Source organism: Verrucomicrobiia bacterium (assembly GCA_023953615.1).
Lineage (GTDB): Bacteria > Verrucomicrobiota > Verrucomicrobiia > Limisphaerales > JADLHS01 > JADLHS01.
Genome location: JAMLJH010000001.1, coordinates 2250318 through 2270008, shown reverse-complemented (window position 1 = coordinate 2270008; position 19691 = coordinate 2250318). Strand labels below are relative to the sequence as shown.

23 protein-coding genes are annotated in these 19691 nt (G+C 55.6%); 13 read left to right on the top strand and 10 right to left on the bottom strand.

Features of this window, described 5'->3' with window-relative positions; genetic code table 11:
• Nucleotides 1–2 precede the first annotated feature (2 nt).
• From M9920_09510 to M9920_09500, 3 genes are all read left to right on the top strand, one after another.
• Nucleotides 3–1961: a hypothetical protein gene (locus tag M9920_09510; protein MCO5052528.1), complete on the top strand. Its 1959-nt coding sequence runs from the start codon at nt 3–5 to the stop codon at nt 1959–1961.
• A gap of 61 nt (nt 1962–2022) precedes the next feature.
• Nucleotides 2023–3057, top strand: a complete 1035-nt coding sequence (locus tag M9920_09505) for a TIGR00730 family Rossman fold protein (protein MCO5052527.1) — start codon at nt 2023–2025, stop codon at nt 3055–3057.
• A 44-nt stretch (nt 3058–3101) separates the two neighbouring features.
• Nucleotides 3102–3491, top strand: a complete 390-nt coding sequence (locus M9920_09500) for a hypothetical protein (protein MCO5052526.1) — start codon at nt 3102–3104, stop codon at nt 3489–3491.
• 25 nt (nt 3492–3516) lie between these two features.
• Here M9920_09500 and M9920_09495 read toward each other — a convergent pair whose 3' ends face one another.
• Nucleotides 3517–4434 carry an alpha/beta hydrolase gene (locus M9920_09495; GenBank protein MCO5052525.1) on the bottom strand — a complete coding sequence of 306 codons (918 nt, stop codon included), beginning with the start codon at nt 4432–4434 and terminating at the stop codon, nt 3517–3519.
• Nucleotides 4435–4589: 155 nt separating this feature from the next.
• Here M9920_09495 and M9920_09490 point away from each other — a divergent pair, with 155 nt between their 5' ends.
• The 8 genes from M9920_09490 to M9920_09455 all read left to right on the top strand — a co-directional run bounded on the left by M9920_09490 (nt 4590) and on the right by M9920_09455 (nt 11470).
• Nucleotides 4590–4829, top strand: coding sequence for an AbrB/MazE/SpoVT family DNA-binding domain-containing protein (locus tag M9920_09490; protein ID MCO5052524.1), 240 nt, complete (start codon nt 4590–4592; stop codon nt 4827–4829).
• Nucleotides 4830–5025: 196 nt separating this feature from the next.
• Nucleotides 5026–5433 carry a type II toxin-antitoxin system VapC family toxin gene (locus tag M9920_09485; protein MCO5052523.1) on the top strand — a complete coding sequence of 136 codons (408 nt, stop codon included), beginning with the start codon at nt 5026–5028 and terminating at the stop codon, nt 5431–5433.
• Between the two features lie 2 nt (nt 5434–5435).
• On the top strand, nt 5436–7358 hold the full coding sequence (locus M9920_09480; GenBank protein MCO5052522.1) for a hypothetical protein: 1923 nt from the start codon (nt 5436–5438) through the stop codon (nt 7356–7358).
• A 22-nt stretch (nt 7359–7380) separates the two neighbouring features.
• On the top strand, nt 7381–8106 hold the full coding sequence (locus M9920_09475; GenBank protein MCO5052521.1) for a hypothetical protein: 726 nt from the start codon (nt 7381–7383) through the stop codon (nt 8104–8106).
• Nucleotides 8103–8828: a hypothetical protein gene (locus M9920_09470; protein ID MCO5052520.1), complete on the top strand. Its 726-nt coding sequence runs from the start codon at nt 8103–8105 to the stop codon at nt 8826–8828. The genes M9920_09475 and M9920_09470 overlap by 4 nt, the downstream gene beginning before the upstream one ends.
• A gap of 11 nt (nt 8829–8839) precedes the next feature.
• Complete coding sequence (locus tag M9920_09465) at nt 8840–10363, top strand: DNA cytosine methyltransferase (protein MCO5052519.1); 1524 nt, start codon at nt 8840–8842, stop codon at nt 10361–10363.
• 146 nt (nt 10364–10509) lie between these two features.
• Nucleotides 10510–10779, top strand: coding sequence for a hypothetical protein (locus tag M9920_09460; GenBank protein MCO5052518.1), 270 nt, complete (start codon nt 10510–10512; stop codon nt 10777–10779).
• A 160-nt stretch (nt 10780–10939) separates the two neighbouring features.
• Nucleotides 10940–11470, top strand: coding sequence for a very short patch repair endonuclease (locus M9920_09455; GenBank protein MCO5052517.1), 531 nt, complete (start codon nt 10940–10942; stop codon nt 11468–11470).
• A 256-nt stretch (nt 11471–11726) separates the two neighbouring features.
• Here the strand turns inward: M9920_09455 and M9920_09450 are convergent, their stop codons facing one another.
• From M9920_09450 to M9920_09440, 3 genes are all read right to left on the bottom strand, one after another.
• Entirely contained in the window at nt 11727–11981 is a 255-nt protein-coding gene (locus M9920_09450) for a hypothetical protein (protein MCO5052516.1), read from the bottom strand.
• Nucleotides 11978–12187: a hypothetical protein gene (locus tag M9920_09445; GenBank protein ID MCO5052515.1), complete on the bottom strand. Its 210-nt coding sequence runs from the start codon at nt 12185–12187 to the stop codon at nt 11978–11980. The genes M9920_09450 and M9920_09445 overlap by 4 nt, the downstream gene beginning before the upstream one ends.
• 68 nt (nt 12188–12255) lie before the next feature.
• Nucleotides 12256–12558, bottom strand: a complete 303-nt coding sequence (locus tag M9920_09440) for a hypothetical protein (GenBank protein ID MCO5052514.1) — start codon at nt 12556–12558, stop codon at nt 12256–12258.
• Here M9920_09440 and M9920_09435 point away from each other — a divergent pair.
• Both M9920_09435 and M9920_09430 read left to right on the top strand, forming a co-directional pair.
• Entirely contained in the window at nt 12463–12663 is a 201-nt protein-coding gene (locus tag M9920_09435) for a type II toxin-antitoxin system HicA family toxin (protein MCO5052513.1), read from the top strand. The genes M9920_09440 and M9920_09435 overlap by 96 nt on opposite strands.
• A complete protein-coding gene (locus M9920_09430; GenBank protein MCO5052512.1) occupies nt 12660–12896 on the top strand; it encodes a pilus assembly protein HicB in 237 nt (78 codons plus the stop codon). The genes M9920_09435 and M9920_09430 overlap by 4 nt, the downstream gene beginning before the upstream one ends.
• On the opposite strand, the gene M9920_09425 is transcribed toward M9920_09430, so the two are convergent.
• From M9920_09425 to M9920_09400, 6 genes are all read right to left on the bottom strand, one after another.
• Nucleotides 12897–13079 (bottom strand): hypothetical protein, encoded by a 183-nt coding sequence (locus M9920_09425; GenBank protein ID MCO5052511.1) that lies wholly within the window; start codon nt 13077–13079, stop codon nt 12897–12899.
• A gap of 133 nt (nt 13080–13212) precedes the next feature.
• A complete protein-coding gene (locus M9920_09420) occupies nt 13213–14451 on the bottom strand; it encodes a hypothetical protein (GenBank protein ID MCO5052510.1) in 1239 nt (412 codons plus the stop codon).
• A 45-nt stretch (nt 14452–14496) separates the two neighbouring features.
• Nucleotides 14497–15789: a hypothetical protein gene (locus M9920_09415; GenBank protein MCO5052509.1), complete on the bottom strand. Its 1293-nt coding sequence runs from the start codon at nt 15787–15789 to the stop codon at nt 14497–14499.
• A 104-nt stretch (nt 15790–15893) separates the two neighbouring features.
• On the bottom strand, nt 15894–17816 hold the full coding sequence (locus M9920_09410) for a toprim domain-containing protein (protein ID MCO5052508.1): 1923 nt from the start codon (nt 17814–17816) through the stop codon (nt 15894–15896).
• Between the two features lie 100 nt (nt 17817–17916).
• Nucleotides 17917–18414 carry a PIN domain-containing protein gene (locus M9920_09405; GenBank protein ID MCO5052507.1) on the bottom strand — a complete coding sequence of 166 codons (498 nt, stop codon included), beginning with the start codon at nt 18412–18414 and terminating at the stop codon, nt 17917–17919.
• Between the two features lie 264 nt (nt 18415–18678).
• Nucleotides 18679–19647, bottom strand: coding sequence for a hypothetical protein (locus tag M9920_09400; GenBank protein MCO5052506.1), 969 nt, complete (start codon nt 19645–19647; stop codon nt 18679–18681).
• Nucleotides 19648–19691 lie beyond the last annotated feature (44 nt).

The following is a 19691-nucleotide window of genomic DNA, read 5'->3' as shown; positions in this document are numbered from 1 at the left end:
TTATGCCGTCAATTCAGGATTGGATTCACAAGTTTGAAGAACGCGGCGGCAGCGGGTTTCGGATCGTGTTCGTGGGGCTGCTGGTGGGCATCCTGCTGGTCGTCTATAACTGGCGCGACTTTCGCAACCTGAACAACCAGGAAGCCATGGATGCCGCCCAGGTCGCGCGCAACATCGCCGATGGAAACGGCTTCACCACGCATTTGATCCGGCCGCTCAGTCTGTATCTCGTTCAGACGCACAATCAAGGTCGCGCGGCAAACCCGGCGTCGGGCGAGCGTCCCGATCTGGCCGAAGTGAAGGAGGTCATGCATCCCGATCTGGCCAACCCGCCGGTTTATCCGCTCTTCCTGGCGGGGGCGATGAAGGTGCTGCCGTTCCGTTATCCGATCAACGTCGTTGACCCGTTCTGGAGTGTCCCCAATTCCCAATTGGCCGACCTGACGCCGGAAGAATTAAAGCAAACATCGGCCCGGCGTTTCTGGCGGTATCAGCCGGACTTCCTGCTCGCGCTGTTGAATCAAAGCCTGCTGATCCTCAACGCCGTCGTTGTGTTCTTTCTGGCGCGAAAACTCTTCGACCGTTCGGTCGCGTGGCTGTCGTTTGCCCTGATGATTTGCTGCGAAGTGCTCTGGCATTTCAGCGTGACCGGCTTGCCCACGCTGCTGTTGATGCTGATTTTTCAAGGGCTGATCTGGGGTCTGATCTGGATTGAGCGGGAAGAACGCGACCCGGTCTGGAGTCCGCGCGCCCAAATCTGGCTCGCGCTGCTGATCGGCCTGTTGCTCGGAGTGGGCATGTTGACGACCTACTCCTTCGGCTGGCTGCTGGTCCCCGTGCTGGTTTACGTCGGCATCATTTGCGCGTTGCGACGCTGGCGCGTTCTCCTCCTGATCAGCGCGGCGTTTTTAATCATCGTCACGCCCTGGATTTGGCGGAACTTCCACGTCAGCGGCACGCCTTTCGGGACGGCGGGTTACGCGCTGCTGGAGGGCACTTTCGCGTTGCCGGAATTTCGCCTGCAACGCTCGCTCGCCCCGGACTTTCGCGGCATCACGCTGCCCATCTTCTTCTACAAATTTGTGTACAACGCCCGCGATCTCATCACGGACGCGCTGCCGCGGCTGGGCGGCACCTGGGTCAGCGCGATGTTTTTGACCGGACTGCTGCTCTCGTATCGCAGCCTCGCAATCCGCCGGCTGCGCTATTTTATTCTCGCGGCTTTGTTCACCTTGTTTCTGGTGCAGGCGATGGGCAAAACCCAATTGTCGGTGGAACGACCCGAGTTCAATTCGGAAAATCTGCTCATTCTGCTGGTGCCGCTGATTTTCATTTACGGCGCGGGCTTGTTCTTCCAACTGCTGGATCAAATGAACCTCAAGATTCGCGAGCTGCGTTACATCGTGATCGGTTTGTTTGCCGTCCTCGTCAATCTGCCGCTGGCGTTCACCCTGATTTCGCCCAAGGTGCGCCCGCTCAATTATCCGCCTTATTATCCGCCGGCGATGCAAGACATCGCGCAGTACCTGCGCCCCGATGAGATGATGATCAGCGATATTCCGTGGGCCGTGGCCTGGTACGGCAACCGCCAGTGCTTGTGGCTCACGCGCAATCCCGAAGGGCAGTTTTATCAGGTGCATGATTACATCAAGCCTATCCGCTGCCTTTACCTGACACCGGAGACGACGGACAGCCGCATCCTGACCGATTGGGTGCGATCGGGCGACCGCAGTTGGCCCACGTTCATTCTTGAATCGCTGCTCCGCAATCGTGCGCCGGAAAAGTTCCCGCTGCGTTTCGCCCAACCACGCTATTTCCCGGAGCAATTGATTCTCTGGGATTACAAGCGCTGGTCGGACGACGCGCCACCCGTCGCCGTACCGCCGCAATTGGAACCCAAGGAGCCGCCCGGAGAAGCGGATCAATCCCCAACCCCGGCTAATACCCCTTCGACACCTTAAGGATTGCGCGATGGGTTGAACGGTTAAATTGCCAACCAATTAATCAGCATCATTTTGTCTTGTGAGTGTGAAATCTGAAAAAGCTTCGGTGGACCCGGAATTACATCGGCGGGTCCTGGAACTCATCAAATTCAAAGGCGGCGGCTACAACGAAGAAGCCGTGGCGGACATCATCGAAAACGCGCTGAAACTGCTGCAGGACGTGAAGGACACCGGCGACGTGCGGGTCATTCAAACCGCCGTGCGCGAGTTGCGTTACGCTTACCGTTTGTTCGCGCCCTACGCCCGCCGCCGCAAAGTGACCATCTTCGGCTCGGCCCGCACCGCGTCGAACAAATTGGAATATCAAACGGCCGTCGAGTTCGGCCACAAGATTGTCCAGGCCGGGTTCATGGTCATTACCGGCGCGGGTTCGGGCATCATGCAGGCCGGACATGAAGGCGCCGGTTCGGAGAACAGCTTCGGCGCGAACATCCGGTTGCCGTGGGAACAGAACGCCAATCCCGTCATCGCCCAGGATAAAAAGCTGGTCACCTTCAAATACTTCTTCACGCGCAAACTCACGTTCATCCGCCACTCGGATGCCATCGTCCTTTTCCCCGGCGGTTTCGGCACCATGGATGAAGGTTACGAAGCGATCACGCTCATGCAAACCGGCAAGAGCCAGCTCATGCCGCTGGTGTTGGTGGATAAACCCGGCGGCACGTACTGGAAAACGTGGGATAAAAACATCCGGGAACATCTGCTGCGCGACGGACTGATTTCACCCGACGATTTGCATCTCTATCGCATCACCGATAATGCCGATGAAGCGGTGAAAATTGTCTCCCGGTTTTATCGCAATTTCCATTCGACCCGCTTTGTCAAAGACCTGCTGGTGATCCGGCTGCGTCACGCGCCGACCGACACCGCGCTGGAAGCCATGAATGAAGATTTTGCCGACCTCATTTCGGGCGCGCCCATCAAGCGCATCGAACCCACGCCCGAGGAGCGCGAAGATCAGGATTGCCTCGAACAGCAGCGCATTGCGTTCGGCTTCAACCGTCGCGATTACGGCCGCCTGCGCCAGATGGTGGACGTGTTGAACAGCCTGTAGCCGCGTCGAGGCCCGCTTTGACTCAACCCGTTTTCAAAAGTGAAATGACCGCCGCGCAACTGACGAAACTGCGCGAGGCGCTGCTGCGTTTGCACAAGGCCCTGGTGGAATCCGAACGCGTCAGTTACGAGTTGACCATGGGTAAAATCCCCACACCCAACCATTTCCTCCACCTGCTGACCACCGATCCGTGGTTCGCCTGGCTGCATCCGCTCTCGCTTCTGATCGTCAGCATGGATCAGGCGCTCGATACGAAGCGGCATCCGCTTGATGCATCCCAAGCCGCCGCGCTCCGCCAGCAGGCTGAGCAATTGCTCGTCGCCTCGGAAGCCGGCCACGGATTTTCCGCACACTACTACGACGCGTTGCAGCGCGACCCGGATGTAATCCTCACCCATGCGGCGGTGATCACCTTGCTCAAGCGCGGCCAATGACGAGCCGCCCTTGCGCCTGGCGGCTTCACTTCGGATTTCGCAGCGTTTGATCAAACCAATCGGCAAAACGGCGAAGATCAAAAATCATGCTGGGCCAACCATGATGGCCGCCGTGATGCACGACCAGTTTGGCGGGATGCCCAACTGCCTCCGTTTTCGCGATGAACCACTCGGATTGTTCAAGCGGCGTCAGCGTGTCGGCGTCGCCATGATAGATGAGGATGGGCGGCAGATTCGTCGTCACATGATAAATCGGCGAGCAATCGCGGCCAATCACCTGCCAGACCGGCAGGTTCGTTCCCTCCGGACCGAACGCGCGCCGGAAGCTTTTGGGCGGACCACCGTCACCCAGGTTTTCCGTGGACTTGCCGAGGTTCAACAAATCCGTCACGGGAAAAAAGATTGCCACCGATTGCACTGCGCTGCTCTCGCGATCCACCGGGTCGCTTGCGTCCGCCGGCCCCGGCCCGCCGCGCGTTGCCAGCATCAAACTCAGGTGACCTCCAGCGCTGCCCCCCGTGACGCCCAGTCGTTGCGGGTCTATGTCGTATTCACGAGCGTGATGGCGAACGAAGCGCACGGCGCGGTTCACATCCGTGATGATCTCCATGATGCTCGCCTCGGGTTGTGACACATGATAGACCGGAATCACCGTGTAACCCCGACGCAACAGGGACGCCGCCATCCAGGTGCTGAGTTCGCCAGGATGCTTTGATTTCCAACCACCGCTGACCATCACCAAGACGCCGAGGCCATTCGCCCGATGCGGTTTGATGACGTCCAACGCCAGCTCCCGTTCCCCGCGCCGGCCATACACGATTCCATCCGTGCGCTCGACGGATGGATGGAAATACCACCAGGCGGAACCCACGATCACCCCGAGCAGCCCGACCAGGCCAAGCAGCGTCAAAAAGAACCAGCGTAAGATCCGACGAATCTTCATGCGCGCACCCTAGCCGAAGGGCAAAACTCACGCCAGTCTGGACCATTCCCCTCCGCACGACCCACCGCTCCAGGGGAGCAATCGAAGTCCAGTAAGTAATTTCTAACAGACTAACTATTGACTTACTTTGATATGTAAGTAGGATCTTTGCGAATATGATAACAAAAGCGGAATCGGTTTACTTCTCGATCAAAGGCCAGGTCGTCATTCCCCGACGATTGCGCAAGGAATTTGAGATTGAGGAGGGCACGCGCGCCTACGTGGAAGCCACGCCGGAAGGCATCCTCCTTAAACCCGTCACCACCAAATTCATTCGTGGGTTGCGCGGTTCGCTCAAGGGCAAGGGCGTGTTGAAGGCGATGATGGAAGACCGTAAGGCGGAACGGGAGCTTTGATTCATGGCCGCAAAAGAACACAACACTCGCAAATGAAACCGCGAACTACACCAATCATGCGAACGCTATTCCCTCTCGACTCCATCGGATGGAGGGGAGAGGGTCAGGGTGAGGTGTGGCAATTTGACCTTCTTCATTCACCCTTCAACCTTGATTTGCCCGGAGTGACGTGCCGGACTCAGAATTGAACTGACCTATGGCCACCAAAGTCTTGGATAGCTGGGCGCTCATCGCGTTCCTGGAGGACGAACCGGCGGCAGAAGCCGTGGAAAAACTGCTGGGGCAGGCGGCGGCGGACAAGCACAAGCTCTTGTTGAGCGTCGTAAACTGGGGCGAGATTTACTACAACACCATGCGCGAAGTTTCGCAGGAAGCCGCCGAGCAAACCGCCCGCGAGATAGCCGCGCTACCCATTGACATCGTGGGCGTGGGCGACGATCTCCAGCTAGCAAAGCAAGCCGCCATCTACAAGGCCACGCACAAAATGTCCTACGCCGACTGTTTCGCCGCTGCGTTGGCAAAGATCAGAAATTGCGAACTCCTCACCGGCGACCCGGAATTCAAGGAAGTGGAAAAGGAAATCAAAATCAACTGGCTCAAATAGAGATGAAACCACAATGGCATTTCAACACGCGCCGCGCGTGCGACCGAATGCGCGACTCGGCAAACGATGCGTTCTTCACCGCTGAAAGTCTGGAGAATTTCAGTGAGGCGTTGGTTCGTGAGGGAATTCAAAACTCACTTGATGCTGCCCAGCGCAATCAAGGCGGCGTGCGCCAAGTGCGGGTACGGATTGCCTTCCAACCCAAAGCCTCTACAGCGGCACGGAATTTTTTGATCGAGCAGTTCGCGTCTGCTCGCGAAAACTTTTCCCGCGGAATTGGCATTGCAAGTATTGATCCGCTTTTGGCTGCCGACCTTGGTTATCTTGTTTTTGAAGATTTTGGCACGCGCGGACTCACCGGCGACGTAAACGAGTATCGGCTCGAATACGCGGAGAAGAATGCGTTCTTCAGCTTCTTCCGGGCCGAAGGCCGCTCGGCAAAGACGGGCGAGAATCTTGGCCGTTGGGGAATTGGCAAACAAGTGTTTCCGACTGCCAGCCGGCTGCACGCAATATTCGGGCTTACGGTGCGGGCGGATTCACCGAACCGCGCGCTCATGGGAACAGCAATTGTCCGCAACCACTCCGTCGGTGGCAAAGACTTTCAGCCCGATGCATGGTTCGGATGTCGAGAAAACGACGACAACCCCGTTCTGCCCGTGACATCTGGAGAATTCACTGACTCATTTTCAAGTGTGTTTGGCTTGGAGCGCAAGAATGAAACCGGCCTGTCAATCGTTGTTCCCTCGGTTGATGAACGGGTGAATACCGATGACCTGCGCCGTGGAATTGTGCGGAGTTTCTTCTGGCCAATCCTGTTGGGTGAGCTGGAGGTGGAATTAGAATCCCCGGAAAAATCCTGGTCGATCAACGCCGAGACGCTGGCCACTCACCGCGAGCTTCTGTTCGCTACTGAAGCTGCCGTGATTGAGTTTGCAAGCTGGGCTTCGATTGCAAAACCTGCGGAAATAGTGAGCCTCTCAGAACAGGCTGCAGTCAAGCCACAGTGGGCGCAAATTAGCGAGCAACTTTTGCCAGAGGCCAAACTGGATGAAATCCGCACCCGCTTGGAGAAAGAGCAGCGTGTCGCAATCAAGATACCGGTTCGAGTACGTCCGAAATTCAATGTTGGTCTGGAGAAAATGTCATTCTTCACGGTTTATCTGACAACGTGTCGCGACTCAGGGCATCGACCAATTTTTCTCCGCGATGGGATCGTCATCACCGATGTCAGGTCGCCGCTAATGTCCGGAACGCGTTCACTTGTGGTCGCGGATGACCCGCCGCTGGCCGGATTGCTTGGCGATGCAGAAGGAGTCAATCACACGCAGTGGCAAAAAGATTCGCCAAAATTTCACGGTCGCTACGTCCACGGTCCGGACACAATCAAGTTTGTCAGCCGGAGTGTTTTTGAAATCATACAGCGTTTGCACGCCGCTGAGACAAAAGGCGACCCAAACCTTCTACTCCACATTTTCTATCTGCCAACGGATGAAGGTGCGGTCGAGCGAAAGAAGAAGCCCGAACCGGGCAAGCCGGATGTCCCCCCCGAGCCTCCATCTCCACCTCCGCCACCAAAACCAAAGCGATTTGTTTTGGAGTCAATTAAAGGCGGTTTTCTGCTCAAGCCAGGTAGCACGTCGTTTGAATCCCTGCCTGCCAAGTTGCAAATCGAAGCGGGCTATGCCGTCCGTCGTGGCAATGCAATCAAGCGCTGGGCGTCAGATGATTTTGCCTTCATGCGGCAACCGTTGCGTCATGACCCGAAACCAAATGGCGTTATGGTCACGCGCGAGAATGGCAACTGTATTGAATTGGAAATCCGAAAACCTGATTTCTTGTTCGGGGTCTCGGGCTTTGACACCAAGCGCGATTTGGTCGTGCGCGCCATCGAGTTGAAAGGAGACCATGAAGCGGACGTTTAACTACACGGGGCGACGTAGCATCGTGCGCAAGGATGTGTCTGTCACCGTGCGCGCGGATGGCAAGGTGTGGGCGTTCGATGCAGATTTGAAACTGGCGCACTACAAGTTTCCACACAACGCTGAGATATGGGTTGAAGCTCACCGGCAAAACCTCTGGATGCAGTGGTCATGGGGAACGATTTCCGCCGTGCGCGTGCCAACCAACCGGCTTCTTACCGAGTTCGATGTGCCCGACGGTGTGTTGTTTCGCGTGCGGGTTGTTCAGCCGCCCGGTCAAGAAAGCCGCAAGCTCGTCGGCGAAGTGGACGGCATCCAGCCAGTGAAAGCGGGCGAAGCCGATGACAGACGACGTCATTTGCTCGTGCCCGTGCCTGACGCTCTGGATCAGGAGTTGTGGAAACTCGACTTGGAACACGAGCCGCCGCAGCTGTTGGTGAACCGCGATGCCATGCCAAGTTGGAAGGAACTGGCGCGCTCGCCGTATTTCATCGCGCTTGTTTATCCCGAAGTGTTGCGTCGCATTTTGGCGAAGGTTCTTATCGAAGATAATTGGACGGAGGACGAAGAGGATGCTGATTGGCAATCGGACTGGATTCGTTTTGCACGAAATCTTGGCGGACTTCCGCCCGTTCCGTCGGCGGGACAGAAACAGGAACGTGACACTTGGATTGAGGAGGCAGTCACAGCGTTCGCACGGCGGATGCAACTACGGACAATTTGGGATAGAGAACAGGAGGGCAAGCGATGAAACTGCGCCGCTTCAACGGTGATGGCATTACCGAGTTCGCAATATATCGTGCGCGCCTAACACTCGAACCCAACTTACCACCGCCCGTTCAAATACTCGAAGACCCTGCGTTGACAGAAGAAATCGCGGGTGAGATCAAAGTTCCCAAGCGCACTTTCGAGACGCGACTGGATGCCGGGTGCTTTCTGAATGAATTGCTGGAACATTCCGGCATCGCATTGCCCGAGCGAGACCGCGGGTTGTGGACATGGCTCACTTTGTTTTATTTCGACGAGGTGTGTCCGGCGGATGGAAATGGCAACCGCGATGCTCAGAATGAGGCGCGCTTGATGCCGCTACTCGATAACCACCAACGATTTTATCGGCACTTGCTGTTAGGGCCTTTCCTGATCGTGCGGGCGCATCATGACCAACCGGAGCGTGCCATTGCAATGCTGTGCAATCCGCTTTGGAAGCCTGGCGAAATTGTGGAGCAACTTGCTTCGCGCAAGGAACTCGTCACCAATCGTGGCATCGTTGAACTCGCGACGCGGCTTTACTACGACGCGGGGAAAAAATCATTTAAGCGAGGGGCTGGTTCGAGTGTGAAAGGTGCGGCCCGTCGCTTGGCGGCATTGCTCAACCAACTTGACCTGACCTTTTACCTCTATGGCATGAGCGCGGATGAATTGCTTGCCTTGCTCCCGAAAGAATTTGACCGTTTTCGTTCGACAACGGTGTAGCCGTCTTCGCGATGCCAATTCCCGTAATCGATTTGTTTGCTGGCCCTGGCGGTTTAGGTGAAGGATTTTCCGCGCTTCTCGCCAACCCAAGCGAACGCGTTTTCAAAATCAAACTCTCGATTGAGAAAGACGAGCACGCGCATCGAACGCTGGAGTTGCGAGCATTCTTCCGCGAGTTTTCGCCCGAAAGTGCGCCCGAAGCTTTTTACGAATATCTTCGTGGCGAAATCAAACGCGAGAAATTGTTCGGGTGCCATCCAGTTGAAGCAGGGCAGGCAACCAGTGAAGCGTGGCTTGCCAAACTTGGGGAGACGCCAAACGAGGAAGTGGACAAGCGCATTAGAGTCGCACTTGGCAAAAAGATGGAGAACTGGGTCCTGATCGGTGGGCCGCCATGTCAAGCCTACTCACTGGTAGGACGTTCGCGACGCGCAAACGATCCGAAGTTTGCCACCGACGAAAAACATTTTCTTTACCGGGAGTACCTCCGGATTCTCGCCGCGCATAAGCCGCCGGTATTTGTGATGGAGAACGTCAAAGGACTTCTCTCAGCGAAGATGAAGAAGGAGCACATCTTCGATCAAATCCGCGCCGACTTGGAGCATCCGCTTTTTGCCACCGGCACGGGCAGGAAGGTAGATTTGAAATACGATTTCTTCCCGCTTGTTGCGACTGCGGGAGAATTGCTCGGCCATTTCAAGCCAGAGGATTTTGTGCTGCGCTCCGAGGAGTTCCAGATTCCACAAGCCCGACATCGAATCATTATCCTCGGCGTGCGTTCGGATTGGCCAACCAAACCCGACTCGTTCTTGAAGCCGGGCAAGGCACAAGTCGCGATTGAACAGGTCGTCGGCGATCTTCCGCGCTTGCGGAGCGGCTTGTCAAAAGAGCCAGATTCCGCTGAAGCGTGGCGCGATGCCGTGCATGAGTTGCTGTCGTTCAAATGGTTTGGAAACGGCGAAATCGCAGCCGAGTTGCGAGCCGCCTTCACCAGCGCGGCGAAACGAGTCGGCACAACACTGACGCGCGGGGCTCTTTTTCTCCCTGAAAGCGTGAAGCCGGAGATTCACAAGGACTGGTTTGTTGACCCAAAGCTCAAAGGCGTCTGCAACCACGAAACCCGCAGTCACATTCGCGCTGACCTTCACCGCTACTTCTTCGCTGCCGTCCTTGCCCGCAAACTCGGGCGATCACCTCTGCTGGAAGATTTTCCAAAAGCATTGTTGCCGAAGCATGAAAATGTGAGACAAGCACTGAAGGAAAACAAATTCAACGACCGCTTCCGTGTCCAAGTGAGCGGGCGTCCTTCGACGACCGTCGTATCGCACATTGCGAAGGACGGACACTACTACATTCATTACGATCCGTCACAGTGCCGGAGCTTGACCGTGCGGGAGGCAGCACGCCTGCAAACCTTCCCGGACAATTATTTTTTTGAAGGCCCGCGCACGGAACAATACCACCAAGTTGGGAACGCCGTGCCGCCATTGCTGGCAAAACAAATCGCGGAGGTTGTCGCCAAACTTTTTGATTAAAATTTTTCCTGGCAAACTGTGTTGCTGGGGTTAGCTTGGATTCCATGAAAACGATCAGCCATGTTCCAAATTCTCTGCGAAGTGCTGGGCGCGAAGTGCGACTTTCGCTTGCCCACCCGCTTGAAAATCTGCCGCATGAACAATTCGTGCGTACGTGGTCAGCCGTTGCGTATCTCTTTCCCGGCCTGCATCCCGATGGCTTCGAGGATACGGACAGCGGCTGGCCGCACGTGTTGAAACGCTTTGCCGCCGAAGCATGGCGTCGGGCGAATGCGGGCGAGCTGGCTGACGTGGAATTGTATTGCTCCGACGCAGCGTGGTCAGGGCTTTACGACCGGATGCACACGCACGAACCCGATGAAATCGAACGGCGGCTGGCGCTGGCGTTTGAACACGGCGATGGCTTCGCGGAATGAAGCGCCACGAGAAAACGTACGGAACACAAAATGAATTCGACACCTCACCCCGGCTCTCTCGCCGGTCGAGGCGGAGAAGGTGAAGCAATTCTGCCTCTCTTGTGTTCTATTGTGGCAAATGAATCCGTGTCCATCCGTGTCCATCCGTGGTTAAGAAGCAATGGCTGACGTTTTCACCAAGGCGAAGCGGTCGGAAGTGATGTCACGGATTCGCGGGCAGGGAAACAAGAACACGGAACTGGCACTGGCGAAATTATTCCGGCGACATCACCTCACCGGCTGGCGGCGACAATTCGAGATCCGGGGCAGGAACGTCGCCCGACGGCGTCGGTGCCCGGATCGCGAACGCAAGCTTCCGATGATTTTACCGTCGGAGGCAGCGCGGCGCACTGCTCCTATCTTTCGCGTGAAACCGGATTTTGTTTTCCCAAAAATCAAACTGGCCGTCTTTGTGGATGGTTGCTTCTGGCACGGTTGCCCGAAACACGCGACTTGGCCGACAAATCGGGCGGCGTGGTGGCGGAGAAAAATCCAAGGCAATCAGGCCCGGGACACGCGGGTGACGCGCGTGTTGCGGCGGACGGGTTGGCGGGTGTTGCGCGTGTGGGAGCACGACTTGCAACGAGCCGCCCGGGACCCCGGGCACGAGGCGCGGCTGATGCGACGCATTACTGCGGCAATCAGCCATTGATTTGTTTTCGCGTAGTTCGCGATTCAAAACACCTCATCCTGACCCGCTCGTAAAATTGTTTTCTCGCGACAACCCTTGCCTACCGCGCGGATCCTCTTCCGCTCGAGTGTGTTCTTGCCCATGTAGAAACTCAGGATCGAGCCGGACTCGGCGCGCGGGGCGGATTCCACATGGTGGCCGTGCGCCAGCACCTCAAGCGCATTTGCTTGCCGATGAATTGCGTGAATTCCTTCGGGCTGATTTCACCCCGGCTGGATCAATCAGCAGGGTGAACATCGAGAATTTTTACGTGCCGGTCGGCGAAGTCGTCCCAGAACTTGATGGCGAATTTGCCGAAAATGTGAACCCCCACCCGGCGACCGACGGAATCAAGCTCCACGAAGTCTGAGAATTTGGAAGGGAACGCTGCGATTTCGCGGAAGCGGTTAAGAAGGCCCGCTTGTTCCTTTGGGTGAAGGGTTCGCAAAAATTCGAGAACTTCGATATCAATGAGCAGACGGGCGTCGCTCATTTGGACTCACCAGAGAGCCCCAGTTTTTGTTCACACTGTTCGGGTGTCAGCCAGCGTTCGGAAGACTGGTCATCAATCTTGGCGGCCAGTTTCGCGGCGTAACCCTCGCGGCCTTCATCCTGCAACGCCACCATGAACGCCATCAGCTTGCGTCGTGCTTCGGCGGGCAGTGCCAAGACTTCATTTTTTAGAACCTCGAAACTCACGGTCGAAAACTACGCCTGATTCTAATTGCCCGCAAGCTACGACTTTGGGCGCTGGACTCACGCCAATGCTACTCTTCCACCGGCACGACGAGCTGGTCCATGATGTAATCCTTCCGCTCGGGCGTGTTCTTGCCCATGTAGAAACTCAGGATCGGGCCGGACTCGGCGAGCGGGGCGGATTCCACATGGTGGCCGTGCGCCAGCACCTCAAGCGCATTTGCTTGCCGATGAATTGAGGCTGGTAAATTCGGATTGGAGATGGCAGTTTCCATCATGTGCCGCGCAAGATACGCCAGTTGGTCGCCGACTTGGAGCAGGCGGGCTTCATGCTTGTTCCCGGCGGCAAAGGTTCGCACCGCAAGTTCCGACATGCGAAGTTTCCCGGAGCGGTGATCCTCAGTGGTCAGGGCGGAGATGACGCGCAGCATTATCAGGAAAAACAAGTTCGCAACGCGATTCGTAAGGCCAGCCAATGAAAGCGCAAGACCAATATCTAAAGTTTGTCCGGTGGGAGGAAGATGATGGCCTCTACGTCGGCTACTGTCCCGATCTTTTCCCGTGGGGTGGCGTGTGCCACGGCGCTACCGAGGAAGCGACCTACCACGAACTCTGCACACTCGTGACGAATGAGGTGGAGCAATTGCAGGTGGAAGGTAAAGAGCTTCCCGCTGCCACCACTCGCCCCATGCGCGAGGCTGTTCCCGCTTGATTACTCCTCCACCGGCACGACGAGCTGATCCATGATGTAGTCTTTGCGCTCGGGCGTGTTCTTGCCCATGTAGAAGTTGAAGATTGGCGACGACTCGGCGCGCGGTGCGTATTCGACTTTGCTCAACCGCATTTCCTTGCCGATGAATTGCGCAAATTTCTCCCAGGGTCTGGATTTGCTCAAACCAAACTGAAGCTGATTTCCCGTGGTAACTTGTTTCCCGTTTGCTCACGACCACAATCAAGAGCAAGATCGGAAGCGCGAAGAACATTGCAGCCAAGAGAATTTTGTTTTTCATCGTATCAACCGCACGCCGTCACGGAATCGCGTAAAAATACGGAGGAAAGGTGCTTTGCTTCATTTTTTTCTCAAAGTCAGGGTATTTCCATATGCCACCGCCTTTGAGCTGACCAGCGCGCAGAATATCCTCCAGATAAGAGGCTTCTAAATCGCGTGTCATGAGATATTCGCCACCGCTCCGGACGAATATCGTGTTTTGTAGAGCGATCGAACCATTCTTCGGGTTCATATCGTTCTGCGCCCTCCAGAACACAAGGACATAGTCCTTCCCTTCCAGGGAGGTCTCGGCGGTCAGCAGGGGCGTAATTAGGGTCATGGAGGGGATATCGTAGGTCGACCGGGGCTTGGCTTCATTCACTCCTATTTGTTTCAGATAACTCTGTCCGGAGGCATCGGCATGTTGTAACAGAGCTTCAGCATCGCCTGTCCAGAAAGCCCTCAGGTACGACCTCAGGGCCGACAACGGAGTAAGGTAGTCGTACGTAAACGGCTCTTTCTTGTTGAAAGCACCGGGCGAATCCAGAACGACCGCATGATAGTAGTTGGTCCACGCGTCCCAGTTATCGAGCCGAATATCCGCCTCTTCGACCCGAATGCGTTCCTTCTGCGAGGTAATCCGCGCCGGCGACGCCCCATTCGATCTCATGATTTCCAAATAGCCCTGACGGAATTTCCGAAGTCGCGCGTCCGCCTCTTCCTTCGAGTATGTCGGCCGGTGAAGGAACTTGGCCGCCCGGGACAGCAAAGTCTGTTCAACCACTTTATCCTGCGTCTCGGGCAACAGCCGCCAGACCCCTTTGAGGTTTTCGGCGAAGACCACCCTCGGCTCAAGCACCGGCTCGTTCGTGATGACCTGACCGGGGGTGCGGCCCAGAGCCATCGTCGGCACGATTGAAATTGCGGAGCAAAGATTGGAGGAGGTTTTTTCATTCCCAAGGGTCGCTTCCTCCGAAACGAGGAAGACATATCGTTCGCCTAGAGAATTCCATTCCTTGTAAAGCGCTTCAATCCGAAGGGACGGCTGGTTTGTGTCGAAATTCCAAAAATCAGCAAAGGAATTCTTTTTGCCTTTCCGCGCCGCATCGAACGCCTGGGCCACCTGCGATGCAGCCCCGGACGCCTGGAGCGCCAAGTCAGTGCTGCCCCCGTGCAATCGAACACTCCACTCCCCTTTCTGTCCGGCGACTTTATCGTCGGCCCCAGACAAAAAGGGGACCATCGAAAATGCCACTGCAACAAGCCAGATTGTCTTCATCGAAGACCAAAAATAGCAAGATTCGCGCACAATTTAACGCCTTGTTCAGCCTGGATATTCATTTCCCACGCACACAGTGCCTGTCTGGCTGGCGGGCGGATTCTCATCAAGTTCCGACCACGCGACTTTATTCTGGAAAAGGCCAATCTGGTAGCGAGTGTAAATATAGGCCAAGCGCCGGTACTTGTAAAAATGCGGAATCTCAGTTGTGTTGCCACCGGAATAGAGGTCGTATTCATTCCATTGGTATAACAAATTCGCGTCAAGCGCGATGATATGGATCGAGAAATTGTAGCCCAACGGTGCAAACACGCTTTCGGGTATATCGACGATGCCAATCTGATTTTGGGCTTGAGCCGTATGTGATCCGTACGTCGCCGAAGTTCCCCAGCAAGTGCAACCATCCGTGTAATTGTGAATAGATTTCCAATCCGTGCTCCCGTTCGCGCCAAGGGTTGTTGCGGAAAATCCAAAAGTGTCGATAAAGGACGTGGCTGGCCCCTCCAATCCCAGACCACCAAGCCCGGCAAGATCCAGTGCGGCACCAACCACACTTTCCGCCAGTGACCTCAGCGTCGCAGACCCAACGTCGAGACTAAAGTTTGCGCTGCCATTAAAACCGAGCTTTTGATAAGTGACATAGGCGATGGCGTCGTTGCAACAGTAGCCGTGCTGGTAGGTTTGGTGATATCCGGCGAGCGGCCCGAGCGTGGGAAGGTTGATATTATAGCCAAGAAGATTTTTCAGGTCTTCTGCCCAACTTGGCCAGTAATCAAAAGGAACCTGTGAAAGGTAGATTCCCGCATCAACCACGTTCCATGTGCAACCTCCAATCCAGTAACGTCCTTGCTCGTCAACAGGCGCAGGACAATTTGTCGGATCAGAACTGGTTATCGTTACATATGCCGAAGAAGAAAACGACGGCACATGGCTTATGTTAAAAGTCCCCGGCAGCGGCGGCTCCCACTGAACCGCACCAACGGTATAGGTGATGCCTTGATATTGGTAGTTAAGATTAGTGCTGCAATCATACCATGCGACGCGCGCTTTCCGACCACCTGCGAAAGTAGGCGGCACAACTGTTGGCTGAGGCGGCGACTGGCCTGTTTGGACACAACCGTACCAAGATGGCGTAACCGAAGGGATGTTGCTGTTTGTGGGACACTGCTCCGCGTACCAATCAGACCAATGCGGGCCACACTCACCACATTGGCCTTCGCCATACGGACCGCATTCAGCGAATGCTGAAAAGTGCAGGAGTACGGCAGACAATATGAGAAAGCCGATAAGTTTGAGATTTGAAAGACATGGAGAGTTTTTGCGGAGGGTGTTTTTCATAGCGCATTCCAATTCGGTTTTGTTGGCCAGCACGACGATGCGCAAGATAAGCAAAAAAAGCCCCCGTCAACCACCAATTTCTACCACAAGACCGCCCATCCGCCTCACACCTCCACCGGCACAACCAATCGCTCCATGATGTAATCCTTCCGCTCGGGCGTGTTCTTGCCCATGTAAAAGTTGAAGATGGGCGCAGACTCGGCGCGCGGGGCGTATTCCACTTTACTCAACCGCATTTGCTTGCCGATGAATTGTGCGAATTCCTTCGGACTGATTTCACCCAAGCCCTTGAAGCGTGTGATTTCAGGCTTCCCACCGAGTTCTTTCACCGCGTTATCGCGCTCGGTTTCGCTGTAGCAATAGATGGTTTTTTCTTTGTTGCGCACGCGGAACAGCGGCGTTTCCAGCACATACACGTGCCCGGCTTGCACGAGTTGCTCGAAGAACTTGAAGAAATACGTGATCATCAAGTTACGGATGTGCATGCCGTCCACGTCCGCGTCGGTGGCGAGGATGACCTTTTCGTAACGCAACCCCTCGGTGTTGTCCTCGACGTTGAGCGCCTGCATGAGGTTGTACATCTCGTCGTTCTTGTACATCACGTCGCGCTTGAGATCCCAGACGTTGAGCGGCTTGCCCTTGAGCACGAACACGGCCTGATGGTTCACGTCGCGGCAACTCGTAATCGAGCCGGCGGCGGACTGGCCTTCACAGATGAAGACCATCGTGCCCTTGCCTTTTTCCTTCTTCTTATCGAAATGATTTTTGCAGTCCTTCAACTGCGGGATGCGCAGCGTGATCGCCTTGGCGCGTTCGCGCGCCAGTTTCTTCACACTTTGCAATTCCTTCCGCAACTCCTGCGTGTCCTTCACCTTTGCGAGAATGGTGTCCGCAATGGTTTTGTTGCGCTGGAAAAAATGCAGCAGTTCCTCGCGCACCTTGTTCACGAGGTCGGTGCGAATTTCCGTGTTGCCCAGCTTGTTCTTCGTCTGCGACTCGAAGATCGGATCTTTCAATCGAATGGCCACCGCGCCCACCATCGCTTCACGCACGTCGTCCCCGTCAAATTTGCCGCTGCAATACTCATTCACCGCCTTGAGCAATCCTTCGCGAAACGCGCTCAGGTGCGTGCCACCATCGCTGGTGTACTGACCATTGACGAACGAATAGAACGTCTCGCCGTAGCGCGAGTTGCTGTGCGTGAAACAGAACTCCAGCGTCTTGCTCGCGTAATGCAGCGGCGCATACAACGGCTCGCTGCCGTCGCTCGACAAATCCTCCAGCACCAAATCCATCAGCCCGTGACGTGATTGGAACACCTTTGGGCCATGTTCGGTAGGACGCGCAGTCCCCTGCGCGCCGTCGGCTGATTGGGATTCGTCATCGGCGCGCACGGAGTGACGCGCTCCACCTTCCCAGTTGAGAATCAGTTTCAACCCTGTGTTCAGGTAACTGTAATGGCGCAACCGTCGCTCGACGTGTTCCGGTTTGAATTCCGTATCTTTGAAAATGGTCGGGTCCGGCTCAAACTCGATGTAAGTTCCATTCGGTTCGCGGGTTTTGCCGGAGTCCTCCTTCTTCAATTTGCCGATCTTGAATTGTGCCTCGGCAAATTCGCCATCGCGATGGCTGCGCACGATGAAGTTTTTCGATAACGCGTTCACCGCCTTCGTGCCGACCCCGTTCAGGCCGACGCTGAACTGGAACACGTCATCGTTGTACTTCGCGCCGGTATTGATCTTGGAAACGCAGTCCACGACCTTGCCGAGCGGGATGCCGCGCCCGTAATCGCGCACGCAAATGTGCGTACCATCAATGGTGATCTCGACCTCCTTGCCGTGGCCCATGATGTATTCGTCAATGGCGTTGTCCACGACCTCCTTGAGCAGGATGTAGCAACCGTCATCGTAATGATTACCGTTGCCGATGCGCCCGATGTACATGCCAGTGCGCAGCCGGATGTGTTCGAGCGAGCTCAGCGTCTTGATCTTGCTCTCGTCATAATGGTGTTTTGATTTTTCGGCCATACGAATTGCTTGCGGTAAAATGAAACAAACGGGCGCGGATGAAAACAGGAAAGTGCGGCGGTGGCGGCGCAAGCGGCTTGCCTGCAGCCCATTCGGCAAACTACCGCAACGCTTTGGACAGCCGTTTCGGATGCACCGGATGCACCGGCAGCAAATCGGCTTCATTGAAAGCGAGCAACAGCGCATCCTCGTCAACGTCAAGCAAATGCTTGTCAGAAGTGGCCAGCGCCGGAATTTGCGCCAAAGAAGCTTGGGCCAGAATCTTGCCGTCGTTGAGTTCCGTTTCAGGAATGAGCCGCAGTTCAAGTAGCCTTTCGGCAAAGCGATAAGCAATGGCAAGCTCAGTAGTCGTCAACATCAACGGCTGGCACTTCCACGCGGAAAGATTCTTCAAGGCGATATCGGCGAACCTGCTTTGCGGCTGGCGGCCAGACTTGGCAAGGAGATTCAATTCCGCCAGCGCCGTCGGTGGCACCCAGAAGCTGTAAGCGCGGCGTGCGAATTCCTCCCTGAAATCGTGCGCGAAATCTTTCTCTTCAGCGAGATCCAGCAGGAGATTAGCGTCCAGCGCCAGTCTTTTCTTTGGGCTGACCGCCATAGATTTTCACCATCGCCTGCGCGAAATGTTCCGTCTCCTCTTCTGGGGTCAATTTGCTTGCAAGCCGGCGGGCTTCCGCAGCCCAACGTGTGCCATTGGTCACATTGGGATAATCCAATTTTTTCCGCTTAAGTGGTGGCCGTTTCATCGCGATGAAACTAGCTCAGACTCATATCCGAAGCAAGCAGAGGCAGCGTACACTTCGGTTTTTAGCCATGGAAATTTTGCCGCGTAACACCAATCAACTTACTAAAGGCAGTTCGGCTAATCCCGCTTCCCCGAAGCCTGCTTTACACTCCCATCACACAAGCCAACATGGCCATGAACCGGGCAGCGAACGAGAATCTCTTCGGGATTGGTCTCATCAATCTTCGCTCCCGAACGCACCAGGTAGCTGACGTTGACAGCTTGAAGTTGTCGAAAATCCGTTGCTGGATGTTTCGCAGTATCGGCAGGACAGACGAGAATTTTGGGGCTGTTCAGTTCATTCGACATAACTTGGAAATGAACTGACGCGCTTGCATCAAATCCATCACCCCCACGCGAGCAAAGCTCTTGCGTGCCACCGGCCCCGGTGCTGGTGTTAAATGGAAACTTGTCGTTGTGATCCGCCGCCCACATGCGAAACGCCAGACCAATTTGTTTCAGTTGAGCCACACAGGCGGCGCTCGTTTCATCCGGGACAACGGATTGCAGAACCGGTCGAGTCGTTTGCCCAAAGCCGGCCACAACCCATCCATCCGAAGCCGGAGTGAATAAAGCGTAACCTTGCATGACATATCGCCCACCTCTTTCCTTCACTTCGATGAGATTCCGTGGATCGGGGTTGCGAAGGCTTGATTCAAGTTTGAGCAAGACAAACGTCAACGGTCTGCCTTGATATCGGCTCGCCCACTGGCAAGGAGCAGCGAATTCAACGCCCGCTTCAAATTCCACTGCGTAGGCTTGTTTTCCGCTGATTTCCAAATCCAGCGGCCTGGTTGTGATATGTCGAAATCCAAAAAGCGTAGCCTGACCTTCGGATTGTTCCTGAATACGCTGCTGGAGAACTTTCTTCGCTTGATCGCTGGTGGGTCCACCTGTTCCCACCCGGCCCTCACGGCCAAAGATAAGGTTGCGCCCCGATTGGTCTTGAGCAACGGAAGATGGAGACAGCATCCATCCGCTGAACGCGACGAGTAGCAGACCATGCTTGGTCAGTCGGGTTATTCGGAAAAAAGATGCAAGCTTCATAGCTCAAAACTGATTGCGAGGTTGAACCCCGCTCCCCGGCAAGT

What these genes read in the sequence shown, in the direction of transcription:
- M9920_09440 (MCO5052514.1), bottom strand. Translation starts at nt 12,558, where the DNA reads ATGTCGGAACTTGCGGTGCGAACCTTTGCCGCCGGGAACAAGCATGAA.
- M9920_09470 (MCO5052520.1), top strand. Translation starts at nt 8,103, where the DNA reads ATGAAACTGCGCCGCTTCAACGGTGATGGCATTACCGAGTTCGCAATA.
- M9920_09490 (MCO5052524.1), top strand. Translation starts at nt 4,590, where the DNA reads ATGATAACAAAAGCGGAATCGGTTTACTTCTCGATCAAAGGCCAGGTC.
- M9920_09450 (MCO5052516.1), bottom strand. Translation starts at nt 11,981, where the DNA reads ATGAGCGACGCCCGTCTGCTCATTGATATCGAAGTTCTCGAATTTTTG.
- M9920_09430 (MCO5052512.1), top strand. Translation starts at nt 12,660, where the DNA reads ATGAAAGCGCAAGACCAATATCTAAAGTTTGTCCGGTGGGAGGAAGAT.
- M9920_09415 (MCO5052509.1), bottom strand. Translation starts at nt 15,789, where the DNA reads ATGAAAAACACCCTCCGCAAAAACTCTCCATGTCTTTCAAATCTCAAA.
- M9920_09405 (MCO5052507.1), bottom strand. Translation starts at nt 18,414, where the DNA reads ATGGCGGTCAGCCCAAAGAAAAGACTGGCGCTGGACGCTAATCTCCTG.
- M9920_09510 (MCO5052528.1), top strand. Translation starts at nt 3, where the DNA reads ATGCCGTCAATTCAGGATTGGATTCACAAGTTTGAAGAACGCGGCGGC.
- M9920_09455 (MCO5052517.1), top strand. Translation starts at nt 10,940, where the DNA reads ATGGCTGACGTTTTCACCAAGGCGAAGCGGTCGGAAGTGATGTCACGG.
- M9920_09485 (MCO5052523.1), top strand. Translation starts at nt 5,026, where the DNA reads ATGGCCACCAAAGTCTTGGATAGCTGGGCGCTCATCGCGTTCCTGGAG.
- M9920_09420 (MCO5052510.1), bottom strand. Translation starts at nt 14,451, where the DNA reads ATGAAGACAATCTGGCTTGTTGCAGTGGCATTTTCGATGGTCCCCTTT.
- M9920_09400 (MCO5052506.1), bottom strand. Translation starts at nt 19,647, where the DNA reads ATGAAGCTTGCATCTTTTTTCCGAATAACCCGACTGACCAAGCATGGT.
- M9920_09495 (MCO5052525.1), bottom strand. Translation starts at nt 4,434, where the DNA reads ATGAAGATTCGTCGGATCTTACGCTGGTTCTTTTTGACGCTGCTTGGC.
- M9920_09500 (MCO5052526.1), top strand. Translation starts at nt 3,102, where the DNA reads ATGACCGCCGCGCAACTGACGAAACTGCGCGAGGCGCTGCTGCGTTTG.
- M9920_09410 (MCO5052508.1), bottom strand. Translation starts at nt 17,816, where the DNA reads ATGGCCGAAAAATCAAAACACCATTATGACGAGAGCAAGATCAAGACG.
- M9920_09480 (MCO5052522.1), top strand. Translation starts at nt 5,436, where the DNA reads ATGAAACCACAATGGCATTTCAACACGCGCCGCGCGTGCGACCGAATG.
- M9920_09465 (MCO5052519.1), top strand. Translation starts at nt 8,840, where the DNA reads ATGCCAATTCCCGTAATCGATTTGTTTGCTGGCCCTGGCGGTTTAGGT.